The organism is Amycolatopsis sp. NPDC000009 (genome assembly GCF_055563465.1).
The window spans coordinates 137760-159905 of the sequence record NZ_JBVHDI010000013.1; the positions used below are offsets into that span (position 1 = coordinate 137760).

Below are 22146 nucleotides of genomic sequence, written 5' to 3' on the forward strand. Positions count from 1 at the left end.
TCGCGAAAGCCACTTTCGGGATATCAGGTGTCGCGAAAGTGGCTTTCGCGACACGGACGCCGACGGCGAGGTGGCCGGCGCGGGTGAGTGTGGCCCAACCAAAGACGCTGGGCCCTAGTGGAGATGCGTACGAGTGGTAGTGGCGACGAGGCCCGCCCGTGCGGCGGCGACGCCCGCCTGGAACCGGCTCTCCGCGGCGAGTTCCTGCATCATCGCCGAGATGTGCCTGCGCAACGTCCGTTCGGACAGACCGACCCGGCGCGCGATCACCTCGTCCTTGAGGCCGGCGGCGAGCAGGTCCAGCACCCGGGACTTGACGACGTCGAGGGTGCCGGCGTAGCCCGCCCGGCCGGGGTCGAAGTCGGTGCCGGATTCCCAGCCTCGGTCGTGCGTCCCGGCGAGGAACTGCGCGATCACCGGCCCGTGCACCATCGCGACGGCCTGGTCGCCTTCGAGGCCGGCTCGGAGGAACGCGACCTGGCGGTCGAAGACGGCGAATCGGTCGAAGATCTCGTCCGAGGTCCGCACCCGGCCGCCGAGGGAGGCGACGTTGCACAGGAACGACCGGGTCGCCGCGTCCGCGCGGGCCGCGTGCGGGTACAGCACCCGGACACGGATCCCGCGCCGCAGCGCGTCCAGCACGAGCGGCCGCAGATGCCGCGCTTCCGGCGGCTCGTGCGCCACGCAGGACTGCATCATCAGCACTTCGGACTCGCAGCCGTTCGCCGTTTCGACGAGCCGCAACTCGGTTTCGCGCGGATCGCGCGAGACCTGGACCGGCGGGTTCGCCCGTTCCGCGCGGCCGAAGGCGTCGGCGAACGAACGCAGTTGCCGCCGCCGGGCCAGCAGCAGGCTGCGCTGGTCGTGGATCGCCCGTTCCAGCGGCAGCAGCAGTTCGGCCCGCGCGCTGTCGGGGTCGACCGCGACGACCTCACCGTCGCGGGTCTCCCGGATCAGCCGCAGCCGCCGCAGGAGGCCGAACGCGCGGTCCACTTCGGCCGCCGGGACGCCGAGCCGGGCCGCGATCCCCGCGGGCCCGTCGCCGTCGAGGATCCGTTCGTAGACCTCGACGGCGAACTCGTCGGCCTCGATCCGCTCACTGAGCACTTCGCAGATCCCTGATCGAGCGGACCGCGAGCAGCAGCCCGGTACAGACGAACCCGAGCACGGTCGCGAGGATCATCAGTGGCCGTGCGCCGAAAAGGCTCGCCATCGGCCCGGCGAGCGACCTGCCCAGCACCAACGCGAGCAGCGACCCCGAGACGTCGTAGGCGTAGACCCGGTTCAGCAGTTCCGCGGGAATCTGGGTCTGGACCGTGGTGGACCACAGGACACCCCAGTAGGCGAGGCCGAAACCGGCCAGCGTCCAGCCGACGATGAGCAACGCGACCGGAAGCCCCACCGCGGGCGTGATCGGGTACAGCGCGAACAACGCCCAGCCGATCGCCCCGGACAGCAGTGGACGGCCCGGGCGGACGCGCATGGCGATCGCGCCGCCCGCGACCCCGCCCGCGCCGAAGGCGGCCATCCCGATGCCCAGCGCGGTCGACCCGTAGTCCGAGACGACCAGGTCCGCGCCGACCGGCAGGGAGACGCCCGCCACGAAACAGCCGTACACCAGGTGGATCGCGATCACGCCCCAGAGCCAGCCACGTGCGGCGAACTCCCGCCAGCCTTCGACCAGCTGACGCCAGAACGACGGTTCACTGTCCTCAGTGGACTTCATCGGCTTGAGCCGCAGGGCGAACAGGCAGATGGCGCTGATGCCGTACGTCGCGGCATAGATCCCGAACACGGTCCCGGTTCCGGCGACGGCCACCAGCACACCGGCGAGCGCCGGGCCGAGAACGCCCGAGATCGCCTCGGAAATCCGCAGGATGCCGTTCGCGCCCTGGACGTCCTCCGCGACCTGCGGGACCATGCTCGCCACACCGGGCTGGAACAACGCGGTGGCGGCACCGCTGAGGAACTGCAGGACGACGATCGTCGGCAGCGAGGGTGTTCCGACGGCGAAGGCGACCGCCATCCCGCCCTGGACGACCAACCGGACGAGGTCCGCGATGATCATCATCCGGCGGGGCGTGAACCGGTCCGCGAGCACGCCGCCGAACAGCATGAACAGCGCGAGCGCGCCCATCCACGCGCCGAGGGCGTATCCGACGCCGTCGATCCCGTGACCCGCCGCCAGCACGGCGATCGAGAGTGCGACGGGCAGCATCGCGTCGCCCAGCATCGACCCGCTGCGCGCGGTGAGGTAGAGCTTGAAGTTGCCGGACCAGAGCCGTCCGGCGGCCGGTTTCCCTTCACCGGTCAGGGTTTCCGTGTCATGACTCATACCGGCAGCTCCCGCCCGCTCGCGGAGCCGATGGCCGTGGCCGCCCAAGCGCCCGGATCCAGCGGATCGGCGGGAGGCTCGGCGCAGATCACGTAGTGGTGCGGTGCCAGCGCGGTCGGCCGTCCCGGCAGCGCGGCCAGTACTTGGGCGTGCAGGTCCGCGGGCGTCGCCGGTCCGGTCAGATGACACACCAGGCGGTGACCCAGGACGTCGTCGGGCTCCGCGGTCACCAGATGCGGCCGGTCACCCAGGACGTCGGAGACCAGTTCCCGGACGGCGTCCAGCTCGACCCAGCACGAGTCCGAGAGGTACCAGCCTTCCCCGCGTTCGACGGGGGCGAGCGTGGTGAGCGAATGCAGTTCCTTCACCGGAAGATCCGCCTCGGCCGCCGCGCGCAACAACGCCAGGAGGCCGCGGCCGAACTCGGTCACCTCGGCGGTGTCGAGACAGCCGGGGTCGACCCACAGGGTCAGATCCAGTTCCGAGTCGAGGCGGTACAGGCAGCCGAAGAAGCGGGTCGGGATGTCCTCCTGCGGCAGGAGCGCCAGCGTGCCACCGATCTCGGGGTCGTCTTCGACGTCCGGTCCACCCGGCAGCCACACCGACGGCAGCCTGCTGTACGCGGCGCGAGGCGGCTCGCCGACCGCGGTGTCGCCCAGCGCGCTCATGTCGTTGAACACGAGATCCCTGGCGAAGGAGAAGCCCCGTTCGCCGGTGACGCGGGTGATCACTTCCCAGATGGCGTCGGCTTCGAACCAGCTGTGCCGGTACGCGGGCACGGATGCGGCGCGGACGGCGTGGACCAGTTCGTCGAACGTCTCCGGGATGGTGACCGGGAGCAGCGCGTCCTGCGCCATCGAACCGAAGAAGCGGCGCAACTGCTTGAGCACCCGGTTACCGGACAAGGACGTCGTCACGCAGGTGGACTGCGCGGTCCGGTGCGCGATCAGCGCGTTGAGCGCGGCCAGGGCGATGGCGGACGGGCTCGCGCTGGTCCGCTCGGCGATCGCCGCGATATGGCCCATCGCGGCCCGTGAACGGACTCGCAGCCCGGGCCGGAGGAAGCCGGTTCCGGTGGCGGGCACGGGGAACATCGCCTGCGGAACCGTGCGCAGCTTGCTTTCCCAGTACCGCGTCGCCGCTTGCCCCAGCCGCTGCACCGCGGGCGTCTTCTCGAGTTCGACGACGTCGAGAGGCTGCGGTGAGTCGTCCTCCGGCAGCTCGTGCCCCGCGGCCAGCTCGGTCCATTCGCCGAGGAGGAGTTCGCAGGTGGCGACGTCCATCGCGGCGTGGCTCACCACCCAGACGAGCCGGCGCGGGACGGCGTTCTCGGTCACCACGGCGAGACGCAGTGGCAGCTCGGCGGTCAGATCGAAGACCCGGGACCGCAGGGCGCGCGCGGTGCCCTCGGCCGTCCGGAGGACGTCGCCGCCGCTCTCGACGACCTCGACCTCCACCTCGCCTTCCGCGAGCACGTGCTGGAGCGTCCGGTCTCCGAACGAGTACGTCGTCCGCAGCGACTCGTGGCGTTCGAGCAGCCCCCGGATCCAGGTGGCGACCTGTTCCAGCGGCGCGCCGGGCACGTCGAACACCATCGCGAGGTTGAGCCGCGTCGGATCGTCGTCGAGGGTGATGGCGCGGACGATGTTCGCGTGGCCGAACGCCAGCGGACCGGAACGTGCCGTCTTGCCGGTGAAACGGACCTGGAACCGGGTCATTTCGTCACCTCGTGGGTCGGGCGGGCCAGGGGAGCGGCGGTGGTCTCGAACCGGCAGAAGGCGACTGTCGCGTCGTCGTGGTGTTTCCCGGCGAAGTGGCCCGGCGCGGTACGGAGTTCGGCACGGCGGGTCTCGCGGACGACGGCGGCCGGGCCGTCGAGCTCGGCGACGTCGAGCAGCTGGTGCCAGGTCCACCCGTAGCGTTCGACGAGCCGGTACGCGCCGTCGGTGAGGAGCGCGGCGCGCCGCAGTCGCGAGACTTCCACGGTGCCGGTGCGGGCCTGGTCGGCGGCGGCCGGGTCACTGCCCGCGACCCAGAACCCGCCGGGCGCGTTGCGCAGGGGCCGGACCTCCTGCCAGGACAGGTGCAGCAGCCGGTCGATCCGGTCGTCGATGACGGCCTCGACGGTGCCGTCGAGCCGTTCGAGCACCACCGCCGAATCGCTGAGCACCAGGTAGTCGGCGAGTCCGTCCCGTTCGCGCAGGATCGCCACGGTCGCGGTCGGGCCGCAGGGATTGCCGAGATCGCAAGTGCCGGAGTGGGCGTCGCGGACCGACTCGATGGCCGCGCGGAGGACGGCGCGCAGGTCTTCGGCGGGACGTTCGACGAGGAGCCGGTCCAGCGCGGTGCCGAGCCGGGCCACCAGCCAGCGGACGTCGTGCACGCAGCCGGTCTCCGCGCCCGGTTCCGCCGTCGCACCGTCGATGACCAGCGCGTGATACCGGCCCGACAGCACCAGATCCTCGTTGACCAGGCCGTCACCCGGCGTGGAGAGACGATCGACTTTCATGCTTCTTCCCTTTCGTAGGCGAGCCACTGGGCCAGTGCGCGGATGCCTTGATCGAGTTCCGTCGCCGGTTCGTCGGCGACCAGGGGAGGGGCGGAAGGGTCGGGCGGCGACGACGGCCAGCTGACCGGAACCCTCCGGACGGTCCGGGCCACCGCGTCGGCCAGGTCCTGGCTGGTCAGCGGGGACGGCGTCGCGACGGTCCGCCGCGGCACGGGCTGGTGCAGGAGGTGGTGCACGGCGAGCGCGATGTCCCGGATGTAGGCGGGCCGGTGGGTCGCCCGCGCCGGGACGTCGGCCTGGATCGGTTGTGCCAGCAGGGCTTGCCGGGTGAACGTCTCCAGGACGGAATAGCCCTCGATACCGGGCCCGTACGGAGAGCCGGTCCGCAGGACGCTGGTGCCCGGCGTGGCGGCGGGGACGGGTGCGCCGGGAGGGCAGACCTGGACCACGTGCCGCGCCGCCACCGGCGGGAGCGTGGAACCGGGTTCGGCGACGTGGACAACGGCGTCGACGTCCGGTCCGTCGTTTCCGTCCAGGACCTCGTATCCGCGATCGGCCAGATGACGCGCGATCTCCCGGCCGAGCGGGCGGTGGGTGGTGGTGACGAGGACGCGTTCCCGCCGCCGCGCGGGCGAACGTCGCGCCAGGGCACCGGCCTCGTGACCGAGACGGGCCAATTCGGACAGAGCGGGCCGCAGCGTCCGAAGCGTGGAAGCGCCGACGGTGGTGCACACACCGCCCGCGCCGATCGTGCCCAGCGCGAGCGAGCCGACCCGGTCGAGCCGGCGGCCGGTCCCGAGCGCGCCGAGGAGATAGGCCGTGGTCCAGAGTCCTTCGACGGCTTCTTCGTCGAGATGCCGTTCCAGCTCGTCGAGAGCGTCGAACACCGACCCGGTGACGTCGAGCCGTTGCTTCTGGCAGGCGTCGAAATCCAGTCCCGCGCGGCCGAAGTACCGCTCGGCGTCGATGGTCGCCGGTCTTCCGTCGTCACGGACGACGCACTGCGCGATCCCGTGCTTGAAGAACGGGATGACGTCGGGATCGAGCGGGCCCGCGCCGAGCGACCAGTCGTCGCCGGGCGGGACGGCGAAGCACGCCGACCGCCGTGATCCGTGGGAGTCGTTGCGGAGGACGCTGGGTTCGTCCGCGTGCTCGACGAGGTTCGGCGCGACCAGGAGCACCGGTACCCCGGCCGCGCGCAGATAGCGGGACATGACGACGTCGTCGGGCCAGGTCGAGCCGTGCGCTTCGGCGAAATCCGCGAAACCGGCCGCGATCTCCGCGGGCAGGGCCAGCGCGACGGTCGGGGTGTACTCGTGGGTCGCGGTGACCCATCTCGCCCCGGCCAGCGCGGCGAGCCGCACGGCGGCACCGTTGCGGGAGTTCCAGTTGGTGTAGAAGGCGATCGCGGCATCGGGCGCGGCCGCGACGGCGGCCATGGCGTGGTCGAAGAAGCCGTCGGCGGGAACGGCGTCGTCCTGGAGGACCAGGTGGTGGGTCGTGCCTTCGGCGATCGCGGACCAGGCCCGGATCGCGGTGCGCAGGGCGGTCGGCGGTCCGGCAGGGTCCGGATCGGCGACCGGCCGCAGCGCCCCGGCGGGCGCGGCGGCCAGCAGACGGCCGGTGAGTCCCGGCCGCCGCGGATGGGTCATGACGGCACCGGTGAGCACCATGTCGTGGCGGGGAGTCGGAGTGGTCACGTGGCAGGTCCAATCAGGACGTGAATTCGAGACGATCCAGAACGGAATCTAGGTCGGTCCCGGCAGGCGCCACCAGAATTTGGCCGAAAGCGGACTCGGCGACCGGCGAAAGAGACATCGATCGGCGACGCCGGAAATGATCAATCCACAGTGGACGAAGAATGCGACCGGAACCGGACAACCGCTTCAGCCGAGTGCGTCGGCGGGAAGCCACCCGCATTCCGCCGCCCGGAATCCGAGTTCGAACCGGCTCCTCGCGCCGACGCGGGCCATGAGGACGTTCACGTACCGCCGAACGGTCCTCGCGGATACGCCCAGCCGGTTCGCGACCGCTTCATCGGTCATTCCGTCGACCAGGCAGCGCAGGATCGCCTGTTCGAACTCGTCCGGCCGAGCGGACGTCAGCTCCCAAGGCGTCGCCTCCTCCCATCGAGGGTCGAAGGCGTCGGCGAGGGCGGTGATCAACGTCGGCGTGGTCACCATGAGCAAGCCTCTGGCGTCGTCACCACCTGAAGGGACCAACGCCAGTCTCCGGTCTATCAAAAGGGATTCTTCGATCGCCCGATCGGTAACCTTGACCCGGAGCCCGTGCCGCACCGCCTCGATGAGCTCGCCGCGCGCGTGCTCCGCCGGTGTCGTGCACAGCAGCCGCACCCGGACGTGCGGCGGGAAGGCGCCGCGTCGCGCGGCCTCGGTGACGGTCCCGCCGAACCACGGCGAACCGCCCGTCGCGGTGGTCAGCACTTCCCGTCTTGCGGTGGAAACCAGATCGAGTACAGTCGACAGGCTCGTTCCATCGGTCGGGTTCGGAGCGGATGACGCAGACACTGACCTTGCCCCCAGGCGTGTTCGTCCTACACGGTCGCACTTTGTTTTCCCGCCAGCTGAATTCTTGTTCCGAAGCATGCGGAGAGCCGGTATAAATCTGGTATAGACCACTAATCCGGGAAGGTCGCGAGTACTTCGCGATTATTCCGGCGAGGTGAGTGGGGGGTAGATGGAGTTCACGATTCTCGGGCCGCTCGGTGTCCGCGACGGAAATACCGAACTCGATCTCGGCGCGCCGAAGGTCCGCCGTCTGCTGGCGCTGCTGCTCCATCGCGCGGGCGAGGTGGTCCCGGTGAGCGCGCTGGTCGACGGCCTGTGGGCGGGCCGCCCGCCACGCACCGCGGCGAAGAACCTCCAGCTCTATGTCCTCCAGCTCCGCCGCGCGCTGGCGGATCCGGATCGCGTGGTGCACCGCAGACCCGGCTATCTGCTGGTGGTGAATCCCGGCGAACTGGACGTGCGGCGGTTCGAGGACCTCGCCGACCAGGCGCGCACGGCACACGAGCGGCGGAACGCGGTCGTCGCCGGAAGTCTCGCGCGGCAGGCGCTCGCGGTCTGGCAGGGCCCTCCGTTCAGCGGGCTGGCCGACAACAGCGCCGCACTCCAGGTCGAGGCGGACCGGCTGCAGGAACGACGGCTGGTCCTGCTGGGGCAGCGCATCGACGCGGATCTGGCGCTCGGCAGACACGCGGACGTCGTCGCCGAACTCACCGAGCTGGTCTCGGAACATCCGTTGCGGGAGCATTTCCAGGCCCAGCTCATGCTCGCGCTCTACCGGTCGCGGCGCCAGGCCGAGGCGCTGAAGGTCTACCGGCGGGCACGCGCCCTGCTCACCGGCGAGCTCGGCCTCGAACCGGGTGCGGAGCTGACCGACCTCGCCCAGGCCATCCTGCGCACCGATCCGGCACTGGACCTGCCCACCGCCGAACAGCCGGTTTCCGCCGGACCGAGGCAGCTGCCCGCCGCGGTGCCGACGTTCACCGGCCGCACCGCGCAGCTGCGCCGGATCGACGCCCTGGTCGCCGGCGGCGCACCGGTGGTGGTCGTCAGTGGCACCGCGGGGGTGGGCAAGACCGCGCTGGCACTGCAATGGGCACACGGCGCGCTCGACCGGTTCCCCGACGGCCAGCTCTACCTGAATCTGCACGGCTACGCGCGGTCGGCCACGGTGACCGCGGCCGAAGCGCTGGTCCGGCTCGTGCGCTCGCTGGGCGTCCCGCCCGACCGGATACCGGTGGACCCCGACGAACTGGCCGCGCTCTACCGGTCCGAGCTCGCGGGCAAACGGATGCTCGTGGTGCTCGACAACGCCGGCACGGCCGATCAGGTGCGGCCGCTGCTGCCCGGCCGTCCCGGCAGCCTCGTCGTGGTGACCGGCAGGCAGGAACTGCCCGGGCTCGTCGTCCTCCACGACGCCGGTGCCGTCCGGCTCGACCTGCTGACCGAAGAGGACGGGCTCAGGCTGCTCGCCAGGATCGTCGGCGCGCAGCGGGTCAAGGAGGAACGGCGGGCGGCGGCGACGCTGGTCCGGTTGTGCGCCGGGCTGCCGCTCGCGTTGCGGATCGCGGCCGCGGACATCGGCATCGGCGGGGACCGGCCGATCGGCGCCGTGGTCGACGGGCTGCTGCGGGCCGACCGGCTGGACCGGCTCGGGATCGACGGTGACCCGTCGACCGCGGTCCGCGCCGCGTTCGCGCTCTCGTACCGGCGGCTCGGTCCGGCCGCGCGGGGCTTGTTCCGGTCGCTCGGCGTGGTCCAGGTGCCGGATTTCACCGCACGGTCGATAGCCGTGCTCGCCGGGCAGATCCCCGAGAACACGTCCCAGGCTCTCGCCGAACTGGAGCGTGCCCATCTCGTCGCCCGGGGCGCCGACGGCCGGTACCAGTGCCACGACCTGCTCCGGCTGTACGCGACCGAACGCGCGCGGGCCGAGGACGGCGCGGCCGAACGCGAGACGGCCAGGCTCCGGCTGTTCGGCTGGTATCTCGCGACGGCGACCGCCGCGGTCACGCGGATCACGCCGCAGATCCTCCGGCTGCGTGAAGGAGCCGAATTCGGCGAGACCGGCGTCGTCTTCGATGACGACGCCGATGCGCTGGAGTGGCTCGAAGCGGAACGTGCCGACCTCGTGGCCATCGTCCACGACGCCGCCGCGCAGGGCCCGCACCGGGTCGCCTGGTTACTGGCGGACGCCCTTCGAGGTTTCTTCTGGCTCAGGAGGCATTCCGTGGAATGGGTCGCCGTCGCGAAGGCCGGGCTGGCCGCGGCGGTCGTGGACGGCGAGCCGCGCGGCCGGATCGCCGCCCGGCAAAGCCTCGCGCAGGTGTATCGCGGGCTGGGCGACTACGCGGCCGCCGTCCGGCACTACACCAGGGCGCTGGAGCTGGCGACCACCGAACGGTGGCCGGAGGCGGAAGCCGCCGCGCGCGGCAATCTCGCCGGAGTCCACTGGGAGCTCGGCGCGCTCGACGAGGCCGTCGCCGAACTCGACCGCGCGATCGAACTGAACAGCCGGATGGGCTGGGAAGCGGGACTTTCGGTCAACCTGCACAACATCGGGACGTTGCTGCGGGAGCTGGGCAGGCCGCAGGAAGCCATCCGGCGGCTGACCGAGGCCCTTTCGCTCATCGAACGCACCGGCAACCGCGACGGCGCCGCGCACGTGTACACCACGCTCGGCGAGGTCTATCTCGACCTCGGCAGGCTGACCGATGCGCGCGAGTCGCTGTCGAAGAGTGTTTCCCTGCACCGGGAGAACGGCGCTCGTTACGGCGAGACGACCGCGCTCTGCACGCTGGCGGCGTTGTGCGCCGAGACCGGGGAATTCGCCGAAGCGGCCGAGCATGCCGAGGCGATGCTGGAACTGGCCCGGGAGACAGGGGATCGCCGGGCGGAGGCGAACGCGCTCGCGGCGCTGGCCGAACTCGGTGGCCGGACCGAGTTGTCCGTGGCTCCCGAGGTGCTGGCCGGACAGGCGGTGGAACTCGCCCACGAGATCCACTACACCCGCGCGGAGATCGTCAGCCTGCTGGCGCTGGCCGAGGTATGCCGTCGTGGCGGGCGGCTCGACGACGCCGTCACGCATGCGGGCACGGCCGCGGAACTGGCCGCACGGCGGGACTTCCGGCTCCTCGCGGCCCGGGCGCAGATGGTACTGGCCACCACCCGGCGGGACCGCGGCGACCGGAAACAGGCGGCCGAATGCGCAGAGCGGGCGCTGATCCTGCACCGCGGCACCGGCAACCGGATCGGCGAGGGACACGCGCTCGCCGTCCTCGGCGAAGTCACCGCGAAACGGGATCCCGGTGCAGGGCAGGGACTTCTGCGGAAGGCGCACGACATCCTCGCCGACTGCGGTTCGGTCGAACGATTCCGGGTGGCGAACCTGCTCGCGACCTGAGGTCAGGCCGTCCCCAGCGCGACCGCGATCACGAGCCCGCGCTCACAGGAAATGGAGACGTCGACCCGCTCGATGCCCAGCGCGCGGGCTCGTTCGGCCGCCGCACCGCGCAACTCCACCGACGTCGTTCCCGCTCCGGACCGCCGGATCACGATCTGGGCGGGCGGAACCGGACCGGACAGGCAGGTCCTGAGCACCTTCAGCACCGCCTCCTTCGCGGCGAACCGGCAAGCGAGACAGACGCTGTCCGCCGTCGCGAGGTCGTCGATTTCCTCCTGGGAGAACAGGAACTTCAGGAACCAGCCGCGCCGCGCGAGCAGGTCGAGTTCGGCCACGCGCAGCGCGTCCACTCCGACGAGCGTGGTCATACGTTCCCGGTCCCTTCGCATCTCGCGCCGGTCGCCCGGTCGAGCGGGTCAGATGTGTCATGGTCGCGGGCGGCCACCTGCACCGGCCGACCCCTCGCCGCCGGCGCGTCCTGACCTCTTGGGCGGGCGGCTGGGGTTGCGAAAGCCACTTTCCCAACCTTCAGCGTTGCGAAAGTGGCTTTCGCAACACCCCACTGTTCCCCTGCCCCTCGATCGCTCGAACCGCCATGCGGCCACCCTATGCCGCCACCGCACCGGGAAACCAGGGTGCTGGCCGGTGTCGGCCAGACCGCTTGTGGACGTTGAATCGCGCGGATTCCTTGCCGTAGCGTCGAATCGAGCCCGGAAGAACGGAGGAAGCCTTCGTGGCCAGTGACATCAGCGACATCATCGACGCGGACGAACGGTTTCGCGGCCTGCTCGATCGCCTTTCGTCGAAGTCGATCGACGACTACTACAACCCCTATCAGATGTTCGAGTGGCCGGACAGCCTGCCCGAACGGATGTGGTGGATGAGTCCCGAGCTCACCACCACCTACGGCACCGAGTTCGCCACGACGCTGAGCGAAGACCGGCTCTTCGCCCTGTCGCGGTTCGAAAGCATCAACTTCTACAGCCTCAACGTGCACGGGATCCGCGAGCTGCTCATCGAGGTCGTCGCGCGTATCCACACGGCGGGCTTCGAGACGCCGTCGGAGTTCTTCCACCACTTCATCGGTGAGGAGAACGAGCATATGTGGTTCTTCGCCGAATTCTGCCTGCGCTACGGCGGGAAGATCTATCGCGCACCGGGTGCCGGCGTCGCCATCCCGCCCGCGTCCTCGTCCAAAGTGGAGAGTCTGCTGGTGTTCGCGAGGATCCTGATCTTCGAGGAACTGGTGGACCACTACAACTCGCTGATGGCGCGGGACGAACGCCTGCACGAGACGATCCGCGCGATCAACCGCATCCACCATCAGGACGAATCGCGACATATCGCGTTCGGCCGGGAGCTGGTGGAGCATCTCTACGGCGACCTCAAGAAGACGGCGACCGAAGAGGACCTGGCCGAGGTCTCGGCCTATCTCCGGCGGTACCTCACCTACAGTTTCGAGTCGCTGTACAACCCGCAGGTCTATCGCGACGCCGGCATCGAGAACCCGCTGGAATTCCGGCGTGCGCTGCTCGACGCGCCAACCCGGCCCGCCACCGAGAAACAGGTGTTCCGCAAGACCTTGAAGTACCTGGAGCGAACGGGGATCCTGCGATGACCCGCACCACCGGAGTGGACGGCGCCGAAGCGCTGGCGATCCTCGGTCCCGACGAGACCGCCCTCGTCCAGGAACTCGACCGGACCTTCCTCGGCTGGGCCGGTGCCGCCGGGGCGCGGGAGATCAGCCCGCCGCCGCTGTATCCGGTCACCGACCTGGAGAAGTTCGACGTCTACGCGAACTTCCCGCAGCTGGCGTTCGTGGCCGGTCCGCTGGATCTGGCCGACCGGGAGGGAAAACCGGTCGACGGGCGGTTCGCCGGCGGCGATCTGCAGGACGGCCGGTACGGTCTGCCGCACGCGACCTGTTACGGTGCTTACCTTTTCTACGAGGGCACGAAGGTGTCCGAGACGGAGATCGTGACACTCGTCAACCGCTGTTTCCGCAGTGAGGACCACTACAGCGGATTGCGGCGGCTGGCGAGTTTCCAGATGCGTGAGATCGTCGCGCTCGGCTCGTTCGAGCACACGCAGGAAGTCGTTTCCCGCTTCACCGAACGGATCCTGGCGTTCTCCGGCGAACTCGGCCTCGGCCTGGAGAAGGAGGCCGCGATCGATCCGTTCTTCCAGAACGACGGCGCCCGCGCTCTCCTGCAGAAGCTGAGCCCGGTCAAATACGAGTTCCAGCACGGCACCCTCGCGATCGCCTCGGTCAACACCCATCGGAACTTCTTCGGCGAACGGTGCGACATCCGCTTCGGTGACGGCAAGGAGTTCGCCTACACCAGCTGTGTGGCGTTCGGCCTGGAGCGCTGGCTCGCCGTGCTGACCGAGGTCCACCACGGCGATCTCCCGGCGGCGCTGGCGGCCGTCCGAGCGGCGGCCGGCCGGGCCGGGTGACCATGGCCGCGAGACGGATCGGCATCGACGTCGTCCCGCTCAGCCGGGTGCGCGAGCTGGTCGGCCAGGACGCGGAACCCGCGCTGCGGCGCCTGCTCTCCGCCGCCGAACTGCTGAGTTCGTCCACTCCGGACGGTCCGGACCTGCCTGGTATCGCGGGACGCCTGGCCGCCAAGGAAGCGGTGTTCAAACTCTTCCACGTCGGCGGGCAGCCCGTGCCCTGGCTCTCGACCGAAGTGCTCAAGAGCGACGGCGGCTGGCCGGTGGTCCGGCTCACCGGACGCGCCGCGCGACTGGCCAGGGAAGCCGGGCTCGACGAGATCGAAATCAGCATCACCCACGACGACGCGTACGCCATCGCGGTCGCGGTGTCCGCCGCGGACTGAGAAGGAACCAACCTCGAAGGAGAAGACATGCCCACCCCTGGTATCGAGAAGGTCAGTGACTGGATTCTCGGCAGGCACCCGGAACGCACCGAGCTGGCGTTCGAAGAGGACCTGATCGAAAGCCGCTTGGTCGACTCGCTGTCGTTCGTCGAACTGGTCTACGTGATCGAGGACGCGAGCGGTGTCGAGGTCGACTTCGACAACATCGACATCGTGGACTTCAAAACCCTGTCGGCCATCGAGAAGGCGTTCTTCGCCGGAGCGGGAGTCAGCTGATGCACGCCGTTTCCTATACCGCGCAGTGGATGGCGGCGGCTCGGTCGCTCGAGTCCGAGCGCGAGGACGCGCTGTTCACCGACCCGCTGGCGAGCGCCCTCGCCGCGCCGGACGGGTTCCGGCTGATCGAGCGCTACGCCGGTGGCGGGCTGCTGCCGTTCATCAGCATCCGGACGAGGTTCCTCGACGACGCGATCGGCGAACTGCGGTCGGATCCCGCCATCCGCCAGGTCGTGCTGATCGCGGCGGGGATGGACACCAGGGCGTTCCGGCTGGACTGGCCCGAAGACACCGTCGTCTTCGAGGTGGACCACGAGCCACTGCTGGTGGAGAAGCAGCGGCGGCTGACCGAACTGGGCGCCGAGCCGCGTGTCGATCGCCGGGTCGTACCCGCCGACCTGACCCGTGAATGGCTGCCGGAACTGGAGAAGGCGGGCTTCGACCCGGCCCGCCCGACGTTGTGGGTGGCCGAGGCGCTGACCTTCTTCCTGACCGAGGAGCAGGCGGGTGGCCTGCTGAAGACGCTGGGTTCGGTGTCGGCTCCGGGAAGCAGGCTGGCGCTGGACATCCTCGGCCGTGCCCTGCTGCGCAGCCCGTTCTCGAAGCCGTTCCTCGACCGGCTGGCCGACGACGGGACACCGTGGATCTTCGGCACCGACAAGCCGGAGGAGTTCCTGCTGGCCCACGGCTGGAAGGTCGACGAGCTCAAGGAGCCCGGCCAGCCCGGCGCGGGTGAGGGCCGCTGGCCGTACGAGGTACAGCCGCCGGAACGCCGCGGCGCCAACCGGCTCTGGCTGTTGCGGGCCGAATACCTGGAGGGCTGATGGGCGCGACCACACTGGAACGCGTCGAATCGTTCGTACCCGAGCGCAGCGTTCGCATCGAGGAGCTCGGCGAGCACCTCGGGCTGCGCCGGGCGGAACTCGGCGTGTTCCGGAAGTTCTACGGCCTCGACACACTCCGGTTCGATCCCGGGATGGACCTGTTCGACCTGCTGTTGCCCGCCGCGAAGCGGGCGCTGGCGGCGCTGCCCGCCGGCCGGAGGATCGACAGGCTGGTGTTCGCGCATACGACCCAGGCGCTCGCGCCGGCCGACGTCGACATCGCCCAGGAGCTCGCGCGGCGGCTGGGGCTGGTGGACGTCGAGGCGTTCGCGTTGTCCCACCAGGCGTGTGTGAGCAGTCTGGGTGCCATCGACGTCGCGGCCGAGCTGCTGCGGGCCGAGGGCGAGACCGGCGGTTACGCGCTGATGGTGACCGGCGAGCGGGCGTACTCGCCGATCGTGCAGCTGATCCCCAACACCGCGATCATGGCGGACGCGGCCTCGGCGTGCCTGCTGACGGTGGACGGCGACGGCGACGTCGTGCATTCCTTCGTCACGAAGACGCTGGGACAGTACGCGGAATGGCTGGCGCTGACCCCGGAGCAGAACACCGAATTCGGCCAGCTCTACGGGCCGCGGCTGGCCGAGGTGATCCTGGAGGCGGTGGCCGAGGCGGGATGCGGGTTCGACGACATCGATCTGGTGATCCCGCACAACGTCAACGCCCTCGCCTGGCGGCAGACGGTGAAGGCGCTGGAGGCGCCGTCGGAGAAGTTCTTCCTGGAGAACATCCCCAAGCTCAGCCATTGCTTCTCGTCGGACGTGTTCCTGAACTACACGACCTTGCGGGAGAACGGCAGGCTCGTCGACGGCGCCCGCTACGTGCTCGTCACGGTCGGTCTCGGTGCGACGTTCGGCGCCATGGTGATCACCCATCGGACGCGGGGGAGCGGGACGTGACGGCCCGCGACGAGGTGGTGTCGGCGATCGGGGACGCGCTCGGGGACGTCCTGGAACGGGAGATCACCGGGCTGACCGAGGACACGCGGCTGTTCGACGACCTGCGGCTGGACTCGTCGAAGGTACTGGAACTGCTGATGCTGGTGGAGATGGCCGTCGGCATCACGGTGGATCCGGACGACCTCGACATCGATCACCTTCGCACCGTCCGTTCGTTCGCCGACTACGTCGAATCCAGGCAGGCCATCGGGGAAGGAGTGTCATGAGCGGTGAACCGACCCTGCGCGGCACGAACGCGGTGATCTCACCGCCGGGGCCCGGCTACCGGGAGGACGCGGCGGTCTCGAGGTTCCTCGCGGATCTCGTCGAACCGTTCGGATCCAAAGTGGACGAAGAACGCTGGCAACGCGGCGCGCACGTCTCGCACAAGGCGCTGACCGACCGGTTACTGGAAGCCGAGGGCGTACGCGCGAGCCGCCCGCAGCTGATCATCGTGACCCACGCCCTGCCCGACGTCCTCCCGTTCACCGCCGTGGCGCCGTACCTTGCTGACCGGCTTGACGTCACGGCGACCACGTTCTCCGTGGCACAGCAGGGTTTGGCCGCGCCGTTCACGGCCCTGCGCATCGTGTCGGCGTATCAGCGGTCGGGACGGTGCGAGGAGGCGGTCGTCGCTGTACTGGAGCAGACGACGCTCCCGACCCCGCATCCCCTGGTCGACGACGGCGGGCTGGTCGACTCGGGGGCCGCGCTGGTCCTCGGCACCGGGCCGGGGCCACGTCTGGCGTCGGTGTCGTCCGGCGGGACGGTGGGCGAATTGCTCGAACCTCATCGGGAGTCCGGCACGCTCGTTGTCCTCGGCCCGTGGGTGACGGAAACCGTCGAGGCCGGGGACGTCCACCGGGTTGCGCCGGGCTCGTACTGCACCAGTGTGTGGCTCGCCCTGGCGGGAAACTGGCCGGCCTGGCAGGAGACGTACCGGAAGGTCGTGCTCTGCGACACCGATCCGCTGAGCGGTCGCAGTCACGCCGCGGCCTTCACCTTCCCGGCCGGGTAGCCCGATGCGGATCGGGGCCGACCTGCTGCACCTCGGCGAACTGGACCGGCTGCTGGCACGGCCATGGTTCCGTGCCTACGTCTACGCCGAGTCCGAACTCGCCACCGCGGCCGGGTTCGGCCCCGATCGGCGACGGGAGTTCCTGGCGGGCCGGTTCGCCGCGAAGGAAGCCGTCGCGAAGGCGATCGGCACCGGTTTCGCCGGTGGCGTCGCGCCGCGCCAGATCGCCGTCGAACGAGCCGATTCCGGGGAGGCCCTGGTGGTGCTCACCGGCGCGGCGGCCGCGGGCGCCGCCGCGCTCGGGGTCGTGGAGGTACAGGTCTCGATCACGCACAAGGCGGACCTGGTCCTGGCGGTCGCGTTGGCGGTGATCACTCCAAGACGAAATCAGCGATCCATGGTCGAAATCGGACGAAATCCTTGAGACAGACCGTTGCGACGCTGCTTGACTCCGCTGGCGGGAACACCGGCGGTGCGCCTGAGACAGCTCGGCGCCGATTGGCGTAGGCGACTTCGCCGGTTCCAGGAAGCCATCGGGGCTGGGATGGATCCGACGTGGACTGGGCGGAGATCGCCGGGAACGCCTCAGTCGGACCAGTCCCGGCCCCAGTACATGATGGCCCCCTTCCTTGCGCCTACCGCAAGGAAGGGGGCCATCATGTACTTCACGCAAGGCCGCTAGCGGGGTCCCGACGAGTCAGGAACTCTTCGGAGCCGGGGGTGCCATGTGGCGGCGGTCGACCAAGGGCACTTCGCGGACGAAGTAGGCCGAGATGAGCGCGATCAGGCCGGCGATCGCCGAGCCGATCGCCACGAGGTGCAGGCCGTTGGTCACCGCGGCCGACCAGGCTTCACGCACCGGCGCCGCCAGCGTGTCGAGCTGTTCCGGCTCCAGCCTGGTGCTTCCCGAGGCCAGCAACGTGCTCGCTTCGGAACCGAGTTTGCCGGTCAAGGTACTGCTCAAAGCGCCGAAATACAGGGTGCCGAAGATCGCGGCGCCGATACCGCCGCCCAGCGTCCTGGTCAACGAACCCATTCCCATTCCCGCACCGATGTCGCGCGGTTCGACGCTCGCCCGGATGATCAGGATCGTGTTCTGGATGAGGCAGCCGAGGCCGATGCCGAGCGGGATCCCGACCAGCGAGGCGACCACCGGATTCGTCTCCGGCCCGAGGAAGAGCACCATGAGCATGCCGACCGTGATGGAGACTCCGCCGATGATCGGCAGGATCCGATACCGGCCGGTCCGGCGGATGTAGGCGGAACTTCGTGTCATCACCAGCACCATCCCGGCCATCAACGGGATCAACAGGAATCCGCTGACGGAGGGCCGGATGCCCCGTGCGTTCTGGAAGTACAGCGGCAGGAAGTTGACCGTCGCGACCATGGTCACGTTGAACGTGAAGCCGAGAACTTGGGCGAGCGCGAAGTTCCTGGTACCGAACATCCGGAACGGAACGATCGGCTCGGGGACCCGGCGCTCGACGTACACGAACGCGGCCAGCGCGAAAACCATGACCGCGCACAGTCCGATGATCAGCGCCGACCCCCATGAGTACCGGGTTCCCGCCCAGCTCGTGATCAGGGTGAGGCTGACGACCGCGGCGATCAGCAGGATCGTACCGAGGTAGTCGATCCGCACCTTCTCCTTCCTCGGCGGCATGGGGACGTTGACCCCGACGACGGTTCCGATGAGGCAGAGAATGCCGAACGGCACGTTGACGTAGAAGCACCAGCGCCAGGACCACGCGTCGGTGATGACGCCGCCGATCAAGGGACCGCCGATGAGCGCCACTCCCATCAGCAGGCCGGACCAGCTCGAGACCTTGGTGGATTCCTTCGGTGGCAACAGAACCTGCACCATCGCCAGTGCGCCGACCAGCAGGCCGCCCGCGCCGATGCCTTGCAGTGCGCGGAAAGCGATCAGTTCGGCCATGTTCTGCGCCAGGCCGCACAGTACCGAGCCGACCAGGAAGACGACCACGGACAGCACGAACATGATCTTGCGGTTGAACAGGTCGCTGAGCTTTCCCCAGACCTGGGTGGAGGCGGCGATCGCCAGTGCGTACGACGTGATGACCCAGGCCATCGACGCGAGCCCGCCCAGATCGCCGACGATGCTCGGCAGTGCGGTGGCGACGATGTAGCTGTCCAACATGCCGAGGAACATGCCGAACAACGCGCCCGCGATCCCGAACTTGGCCAACCGTGGATGGCCGGTCGTGGACTGCGGTGGGGTGGCGGTCGTTTCCGGCATCGTGTCTCGTCCCTTTCCCTTCGTGTCGAGTGCTCCGACGCCGACACCTCGATGGCGTACCGCATAGCGTTATGACTCGGTCGCTCTTTGTAGTCGAGTGAAGCCGTGGCCATTCCCGGTTTCGGGCGTGGCGGAACGCGCCCGTGTTCAGCGGGCCGTCGTGGACGGCCTCGTTCGATCGCGCGATGGGGTCAGGGGCGGGGTGGTGGCAGCCCCAGGGAAATCCCGGTGAACACCTCGTGCACCAGAGCGGGCATGGACACTGGTGGGTCGGTGTCCACGTAGCGGTTCAGTGCGGCGTTCATGGCGCCGATGGTCACGTTGGCGACGAGCTGTGGGTACAGATCGGCGTGCGGGTCGGTGCCTGTGCGCTCGGCGATCGCCTCGACCAGGTCGTCGATGGTGTTCCGGGCCATCGCGGCCTGCATTTCCGGCGTGGCGTTCAGCTTGCGCACTTCGAGGAGCTGTTGGTCGGTCGGCTGCCCGAAGGGCACCCCGTCATCGCGCAACGGCTCGATCAGCGCTTCGGCGATCGCGGTCCACAAGGGCTCCTCCGCCGGCCGGGCGCGCAACAATTCGGCACTGCGACGTAACCGGTGGCTGACCCGGTAGGCCAACGCGTCGTACTTGCTGCTGAAGTAGTTGCTGAACGTACGCAGCGACACCCCGGCGCGCGCCGCGATGTCTTCACGGACGACGTTCTCCAGGCCGACCTCGAACATCAGCTCCAACGCCGCGTCGCTCAGCGCCTTGCGGGTGTCGAGCTTCTTGCGTTCCCGCAGGCTGACGGGTGCTTCGCTGGGCATGTCCCGATCGTACCGCTCAACCTGCCCAGCGGGCAACTTTGCCTTCCGGGCACATTTAACGTCTCGACGACGGCCGCTACCGGATCGGGATGCGCCTCTGGACGATCGGCGCGCTCGCCCCGCAGCAGCGCGGGCTACGGGAGGCGGCACTTCCCTACATGCACGACCTGTACCAGGCGACCCAGGAGAACATCCAGCTTGCGGTCCTCCAGGACCGTCAAGCCCTCTGCATCGAGAAGATCTCCAGCGCCAAGGCCGTGCCCACACTCACCCACATCGGCGGCCGCCTTCCTCTGCACGCGACCGGGGTGGGGAAGGCCCTCCTGGCCTTTTCGGGTGATGAGGTGATCAGATCCCTCGCCGAGGGAGGCCTGACCCGGATGACTCCGCACACCATCACCCAGCCCGGCAGGCTGGCGGCCGCACTGGCCGAGGTTCGCAAGTCCGGAGTCGCCTACTCCTATGAGGAGATGACCCTGGGGCGGTGTCCGTCGCCGCCCCCGTCCTCGGACTCGATGGCCGGGTTCGTGCCGCGCTCGGCATCGTGGCGCATTCTCGAGCCGCCGTCGATCGGCTCGCTCCCGCGGTACGCGCTGCGGCACTCGGCATCGCCCGCTGGGCCGACTGAGCCACGCCGTCCTGTCCGGACAGGACGTTCAGGTCGATGGCCGGCTTCAGGATGTCGGCGACGCTGGACTTCGACCACGCGTCGGAGTCCGCCGCCACAGACCCGACACAGAACCAGGCAGGACCGAGATCGCCGAACGACTGGACGCCTGCGCCCGCCGAGCCGAACTTCCCTCCGGCGAAAGCATCCCACGGTCGACGACGAGGGCATGCTCCAATGGCTGTAAGAGAACATGGCCGAATCGCGCAGGCCATAACCTCCACAACGGTGCTCTGTCGGTCCGGCAGAGGCCACGGGGCGGGCCAGTGCGTTGTTCAGTAGTGCCGAGGTCGTCAACCCCAGGTGGGCCCTTCGGTCATCGCCGGCCGGGGATGGTGAGCCAGGTCAGCCCGAGCGCGGCAGTCCAGGCGACCGCGCCGATCACGCCGATCGTGTGCAGCCCCGAGGTGAACCCGGCGCCGTCGGTGGGCGAACCGGCGACAGCTCCGTAGACGGCGACGGCCAGGGCACCGGCCGCCTGCCGGGAAGTGTTGTTGACGCCGCTGGCGAGCCCGGCGCGGTCGGCGGGGACCGAGCGGACCGCGGCGGCGACGACGGCGGCGGTCATCAGGCCCATGCCGATGCCCAGGCCGAGCAGGACCGGGAGCAGCCGGAGGTATCCGCTGTCCGGTTCGAGCCCGACCATCGCCAGCGAACCGGCCGCGCCGACGAGGAGACCGCAGGTCAGCGGCAGTCGCGGGCCGTAGCGGCCGGTGAGGCGGCCGGTGACCGGGGCCAGCGCCGCCAGCGGGACGAACAACGGCAGCAGCATCAGACCGGCGGTGAACGCGCTCCGGTGCTGCACGGTCTGCAGGTACAGCGTCGCGACGAAGATCGTCCCGATCCCCACCAGGTTCATCGCCGCCGCCACCAGGTTCGCCCCGGCGAAAGCGGGTTCCCGCAAGAGGCTCAGCGGGAGCAGTGGTTCGGCCGCCCGGTGTTCACGCCAGCCGAACCCGGCGAGCGCGAGCACGGCGCCGAGCATCGCCAGGGGTTCGCTCGCGATGACGGCGTATACGGTCGCGGCCAGGGTCGTCGTCGCCAGGAGGATGCCGGGGATGTCGAGCCGGCGCGGGTGCTCGTCGGTGCTTTCCGCGACCAGCCGCAGGGTCAGCGGGATCGCGGCCACGATGATCGGCAGATTGATCAGGAAGACGGTCCGCCAGCCCACGCCCGAGACCAGCGCGCCGCCGATCAGCGGTCCCGCGGGCAGCGCGAGCGCCGAGACGCCCGCCCAGACACCGACTGCCCGCGCTTGCTCGGCCCGCCCGGGGAAGGCCCGGGTAATGACGGCGAGGGTGCCGGGCAGCAGCATCGCCGCGCCGATTCCCTGCAACGCACGGCCGCCGACCAGGGTGGCGACATCGGGCGCGACCCCGCACACCAGCGACGCCACCCCGAACACGCCGAGCCCGCCGAGGACCACCCGTTTGTGACCGTAGCGGTCACCCAGCGTGCCTCCCGCCAGCAGCAGGCTGGCCAGGACGACCGCGTAGCCGTCGACCACCCATTGCTGGCCGCGCAACCCGGTGTGCAGACCGTCGGCGATCTGCGGCAGCGCGACATTGACGATCGTGACGTCCAGCTGTACCAGGAACATCCCGACGCACATGACGGTCAGCAGTAGCCGCCGTCTCGTCGAGGCGGGCCGTTCCGTCGCGGTCGAAGCCATCGAGCGCTCGTCC

Annotated in this window: 21 protein-coding genes and 1 pseudogene; 12 read left to right on the plus strand and 10 right to left on the minus strand. The window is 69.7% G+C overall.

Annotated features, from left to right (window positions below):
* Positions 1-114 precede the first annotated feature (114 nt).
* The 6 genes from ACZ3HL_RS29485 to ACZ3HL_RS29510 form a co-directional block, all read right to left on the minus strand.
* The gene (locus ACZ3HL_RS29485; protein WP_465534842.1) at positions 115-1107 is read right to left on the minus strand and encodes a LuxR C-terminal-related transcriptional regulator; all 993 of its coding nucleotides are present in this window, start codon (positions 1105-1107) and stop codon (positions 115-117) included.
* Positions 1097-2335, minus strand: a complete 1239-nt coding sequence (locus ACZ3HL_RS29490; protein WP_465534843.1) for an MFS transporter — start codon at positions 2333-2335, stop codon at positions 1097-1099. Before ACZ3HL_RS29490 ends, ACZ3HL_RS29485 begins: the two co-directional genes overlap by 11 nt.
* Positions 2332-4053 carry a condensation domain-containing protein gene (locus ACZ3HL_RS29495; RefSeq protein ID WP_465534844.1) on the minus strand — a complete coding sequence of 574 codons (1722 nt, stop codon included), beginning with the start codon at positions 4051-4053 and terminating at the stop codon, positions 2332-2334. Before ACZ3HL_RS29495 ends, ACZ3HL_RS29490 begins: the two co-directional genes overlap by 4 nt.
* The gene (locus ACZ3HL_RS29500) at positions 4050-4844 is read right to left on the minus strand and encodes a protein phosphatase 2C domain-containing protein (protein WP_465534845.1); all 795 of its coding nucleotides are present in this window, start codon (positions 4842-4844) and stop codon (positions 4050-4052) included. Before ACZ3HL_RS29500 ends, ACZ3HL_RS29495 begins: the two co-directional genes overlap by 4 nt.
* Complete coding sequence (locus ACZ3HL_RS29505; RefSeq protein WP_465534846.1) at positions 4841-6544, minus strand: NAD-dependent epimerase/dehydratase family protein; 1704 nt, start codon at positions 6542-6544, stop codon at positions 4841-4843. Before ACZ3HL_RS29505 ends, ACZ3HL_RS29500 begins: the two co-directional genes overlap by 4 nt.
* Positions 6545-6730: 186 nt before the next feature.
* Positions 6731-7288, minus strand: a complete 558-nt coding sequence (locus ACZ3HL_RS29510) for a response regulator transcription factor (protein ID WP_465417584.1) — start codon at positions 7286-7288, stop codon at positions 6731-6733.
* A gap of 253 nt (positions 7289-7541) precedes the next feature.
* On the opposite strand from ACZ3HL_RS29510, the gene ACZ3HL_RS29515 reads away from it, so the two are divergent.
* Positions 7542-10772 (plus strand): AfsR/SARP family transcriptional regulator, encoded by a 3231-nt coding sequence (locus ACZ3HL_RS29515; RefSeq protein ID WP_465534847.1) that lies wholly within the window; start codon positions 7542-7544, stop codon positions 10770-10772.
* Positions 10773-10774: 2 nt separating this feature from the next.
* Here ACZ3HL_RS29515 and ACZ3HL_RS29520 read toward each other — a convergent pair whose 3' ends face one another.
* Entirely contained in the window at positions 10775-11140 is a 366-nt protein-coding gene (locus tag ACZ3HL_RS29520; protein ID WP_465534848.1) for a 4'-phosphopantetheinyl transferase superfamily protein, read from the minus strand.
* Between the two features lie 365 nt (positions 11141-11505).
* Between ACZ3HL_RS29520 and ACZ3HL_RS29525 the strand changes: the two genes are divergently transcribed.
* Genes ACZ3HL_RS29525 through ACZ3HL_RS29565 form a run of 9 tightly spaced genes read left to right on the plus strand, consistent with a single transcriptional unit; the run spans position 11506 to position 17155 of the window.
* On the plus strand, positions 11506-12390 hold the full coding sequence (locus ACZ3HL_RS29525) for a diiron oxygenase (protein ID WP_465534849.1): 885 nt from the start codon (positions 11506-11508) through the stop codon (positions 12388-12390).
* Positions 12387-13229, plus strand: a complete 843-nt coding sequence (locus ACZ3HL_RS29530) for a class-II aminoacyl-tRNA synthetase family protein (protein WP_465534850.1) — start codon at positions 12387-12389, stop codon at positions 13227-13229. The genes ACZ3HL_RS29525 and ACZ3HL_RS29530 overlap by 4 nt, the downstream gene beginning before the upstream one ends.
* A gap of 2 nt (positions 13230-13231) precedes the next feature.
* Positions 13232-13615 carry a holo-ACP synthase gene (locus ACZ3HL_RS29535; RefSeq protein WP_465534851.1) on the plus strand — a complete coding sequence of 128 codons (384 nt, stop codon included), beginning with the start codon at positions 13232-13234 and terminating at the stop codon, positions 13613-13615.
* A 27-nt stretch (positions 13616-13642) separates the two neighbouring features.
* Complete coding sequence (locus ACZ3HL_RS29540) at positions 13643-13891, plus strand: acyl carrier protein (protein ID WP_465417571.1); 249 nt, start codon at positions 13643-13645, stop codon at positions 13889-13891.
* Entirely contained in the window at positions 13891-14715 is an 825-nt protein-coding gene (locus ACZ3HL_RS29545) for an SAM-dependent methyltransferase (protein ID WP_465417570.1), read from the plus strand. The genes ACZ3HL_RS29540 and ACZ3HL_RS29545 overlap by 1 nt, the downstream gene beginning before the upstream one ends.
* Positions 14715-15674, plus strand: a complete 960-nt coding sequence (locus ACZ3HL_RS29550) for a 3-oxoacyl-ACP synthase III family protein (protein ID WP_465534852.1) — start codon at positions 14715-14717, stop codon at positions 15672-15674. Before ACZ3HL_RS29545 ends, ACZ3HL_RS29550 begins: the two co-directional genes overlap by 1 nt.
* On the plus strand, positions 15671-15940 hold the full coding sequence (locus tag ACZ3HL_RS29555; RefSeq protein ID WP_125684794.1) for an acyl carrier protein: 270 nt from the start codon (positions 15671-15673) through the stop codon (positions 15938-15940). The genes ACZ3HL_RS29550 and ACZ3HL_RS29555 overlap by 4 nt, the downstream gene beginning before the upstream one ends.
* Positions 15937-16731 carry a hypothetical protein gene (locus tag ACZ3HL_RS29560; protein WP_465417564.1) on the plus strand — a complete coding sequence of 265 codons (795 nt, stop codon included), beginning with the start codon at positions 15937-15939 and terminating at the stop codon, positions 16729-16731. Before ACZ3HL_RS29555 ends, ACZ3HL_RS29560 begins: the two co-directional genes overlap by 4 nt.
* 4 nt (positions 16732-16735) lie before the next feature.
* Positions 16736-17155: a holo-ACP synthase gene (locus ACZ3HL_RS29565; protein ID WP_465534853.1), complete on the plus strand. Its 420-nt coding sequence runs from the start codon at positions 16736-16738 to the stop codon at positions 17153-17155.
* 273 nt (positions 17156-17428) lie between these two features.
* On the opposite strand, the gene ACZ3HL_RS29570 is transcribed toward ACZ3HL_RS29565, so the two are convergent.
* Together ACZ3HL_RS29570 and ACZ3HL_RS29575 are read right to left on the minus strand one after the other, a co-directional pair.
* Complete coding sequence (locus ACZ3HL_RS29570; RefSeq protein WP_465534854.1) at positions 17429-18988, minus strand: MFS transporter; 1560 nt, start codon at positions 18986-18988, stop codon at positions 17429-17431.
* Positions 18989-19179: 191 nt separating this feature from the next.
* Entirely contained in the window at positions 19180-19794 is a 615-nt protein-coding gene (locus tag ACZ3HL_RS29575) for a TetR/AcrR family transcriptional regulator (protein ID WP_465417558.1), read from the minus strand.
* A gap of 158 nt (positions 19795-19952) precedes the next feature.
* On the opposite strand from ACZ3HL_RS29575, the pseudogene ACZ3HL_RS29580 reads away from it, so the two are divergent.
* Positions 19953-20216, plus strand: a pseudogene (locus ACZ3HL_RS29580) (IclR family transcriptional regulator domain-containing protein); the annotation flags it as partial.
* Between the two features lie 62 nt (positions 20217-20278).
* A complete protein-coding gene (locus tag ACZ3HL_RS29585) occupies positions 20279-20422 on the plus strand; it encodes a hypothetical protein (protein WP_465534910.1) in 144 nt (47 codons plus the stop codon).
* 355 nt (positions 20423-20777) lie between these two features.
* On the opposite strand, the gene ACZ3HL_RS29590 is transcribed toward ACZ3HL_RS29585, so the two are convergent.
* Positions 20778-22133, minus strand: a complete 1356-nt coding sequence (locus ACZ3HL_RS29590; RefSeq protein ID WP_465534855.1) for an MFS transporter — start codon at positions 22131-22133, stop codon at positions 20778-20780.
* Positions 22134-22146: the final 13 nt, after the last annotated feature.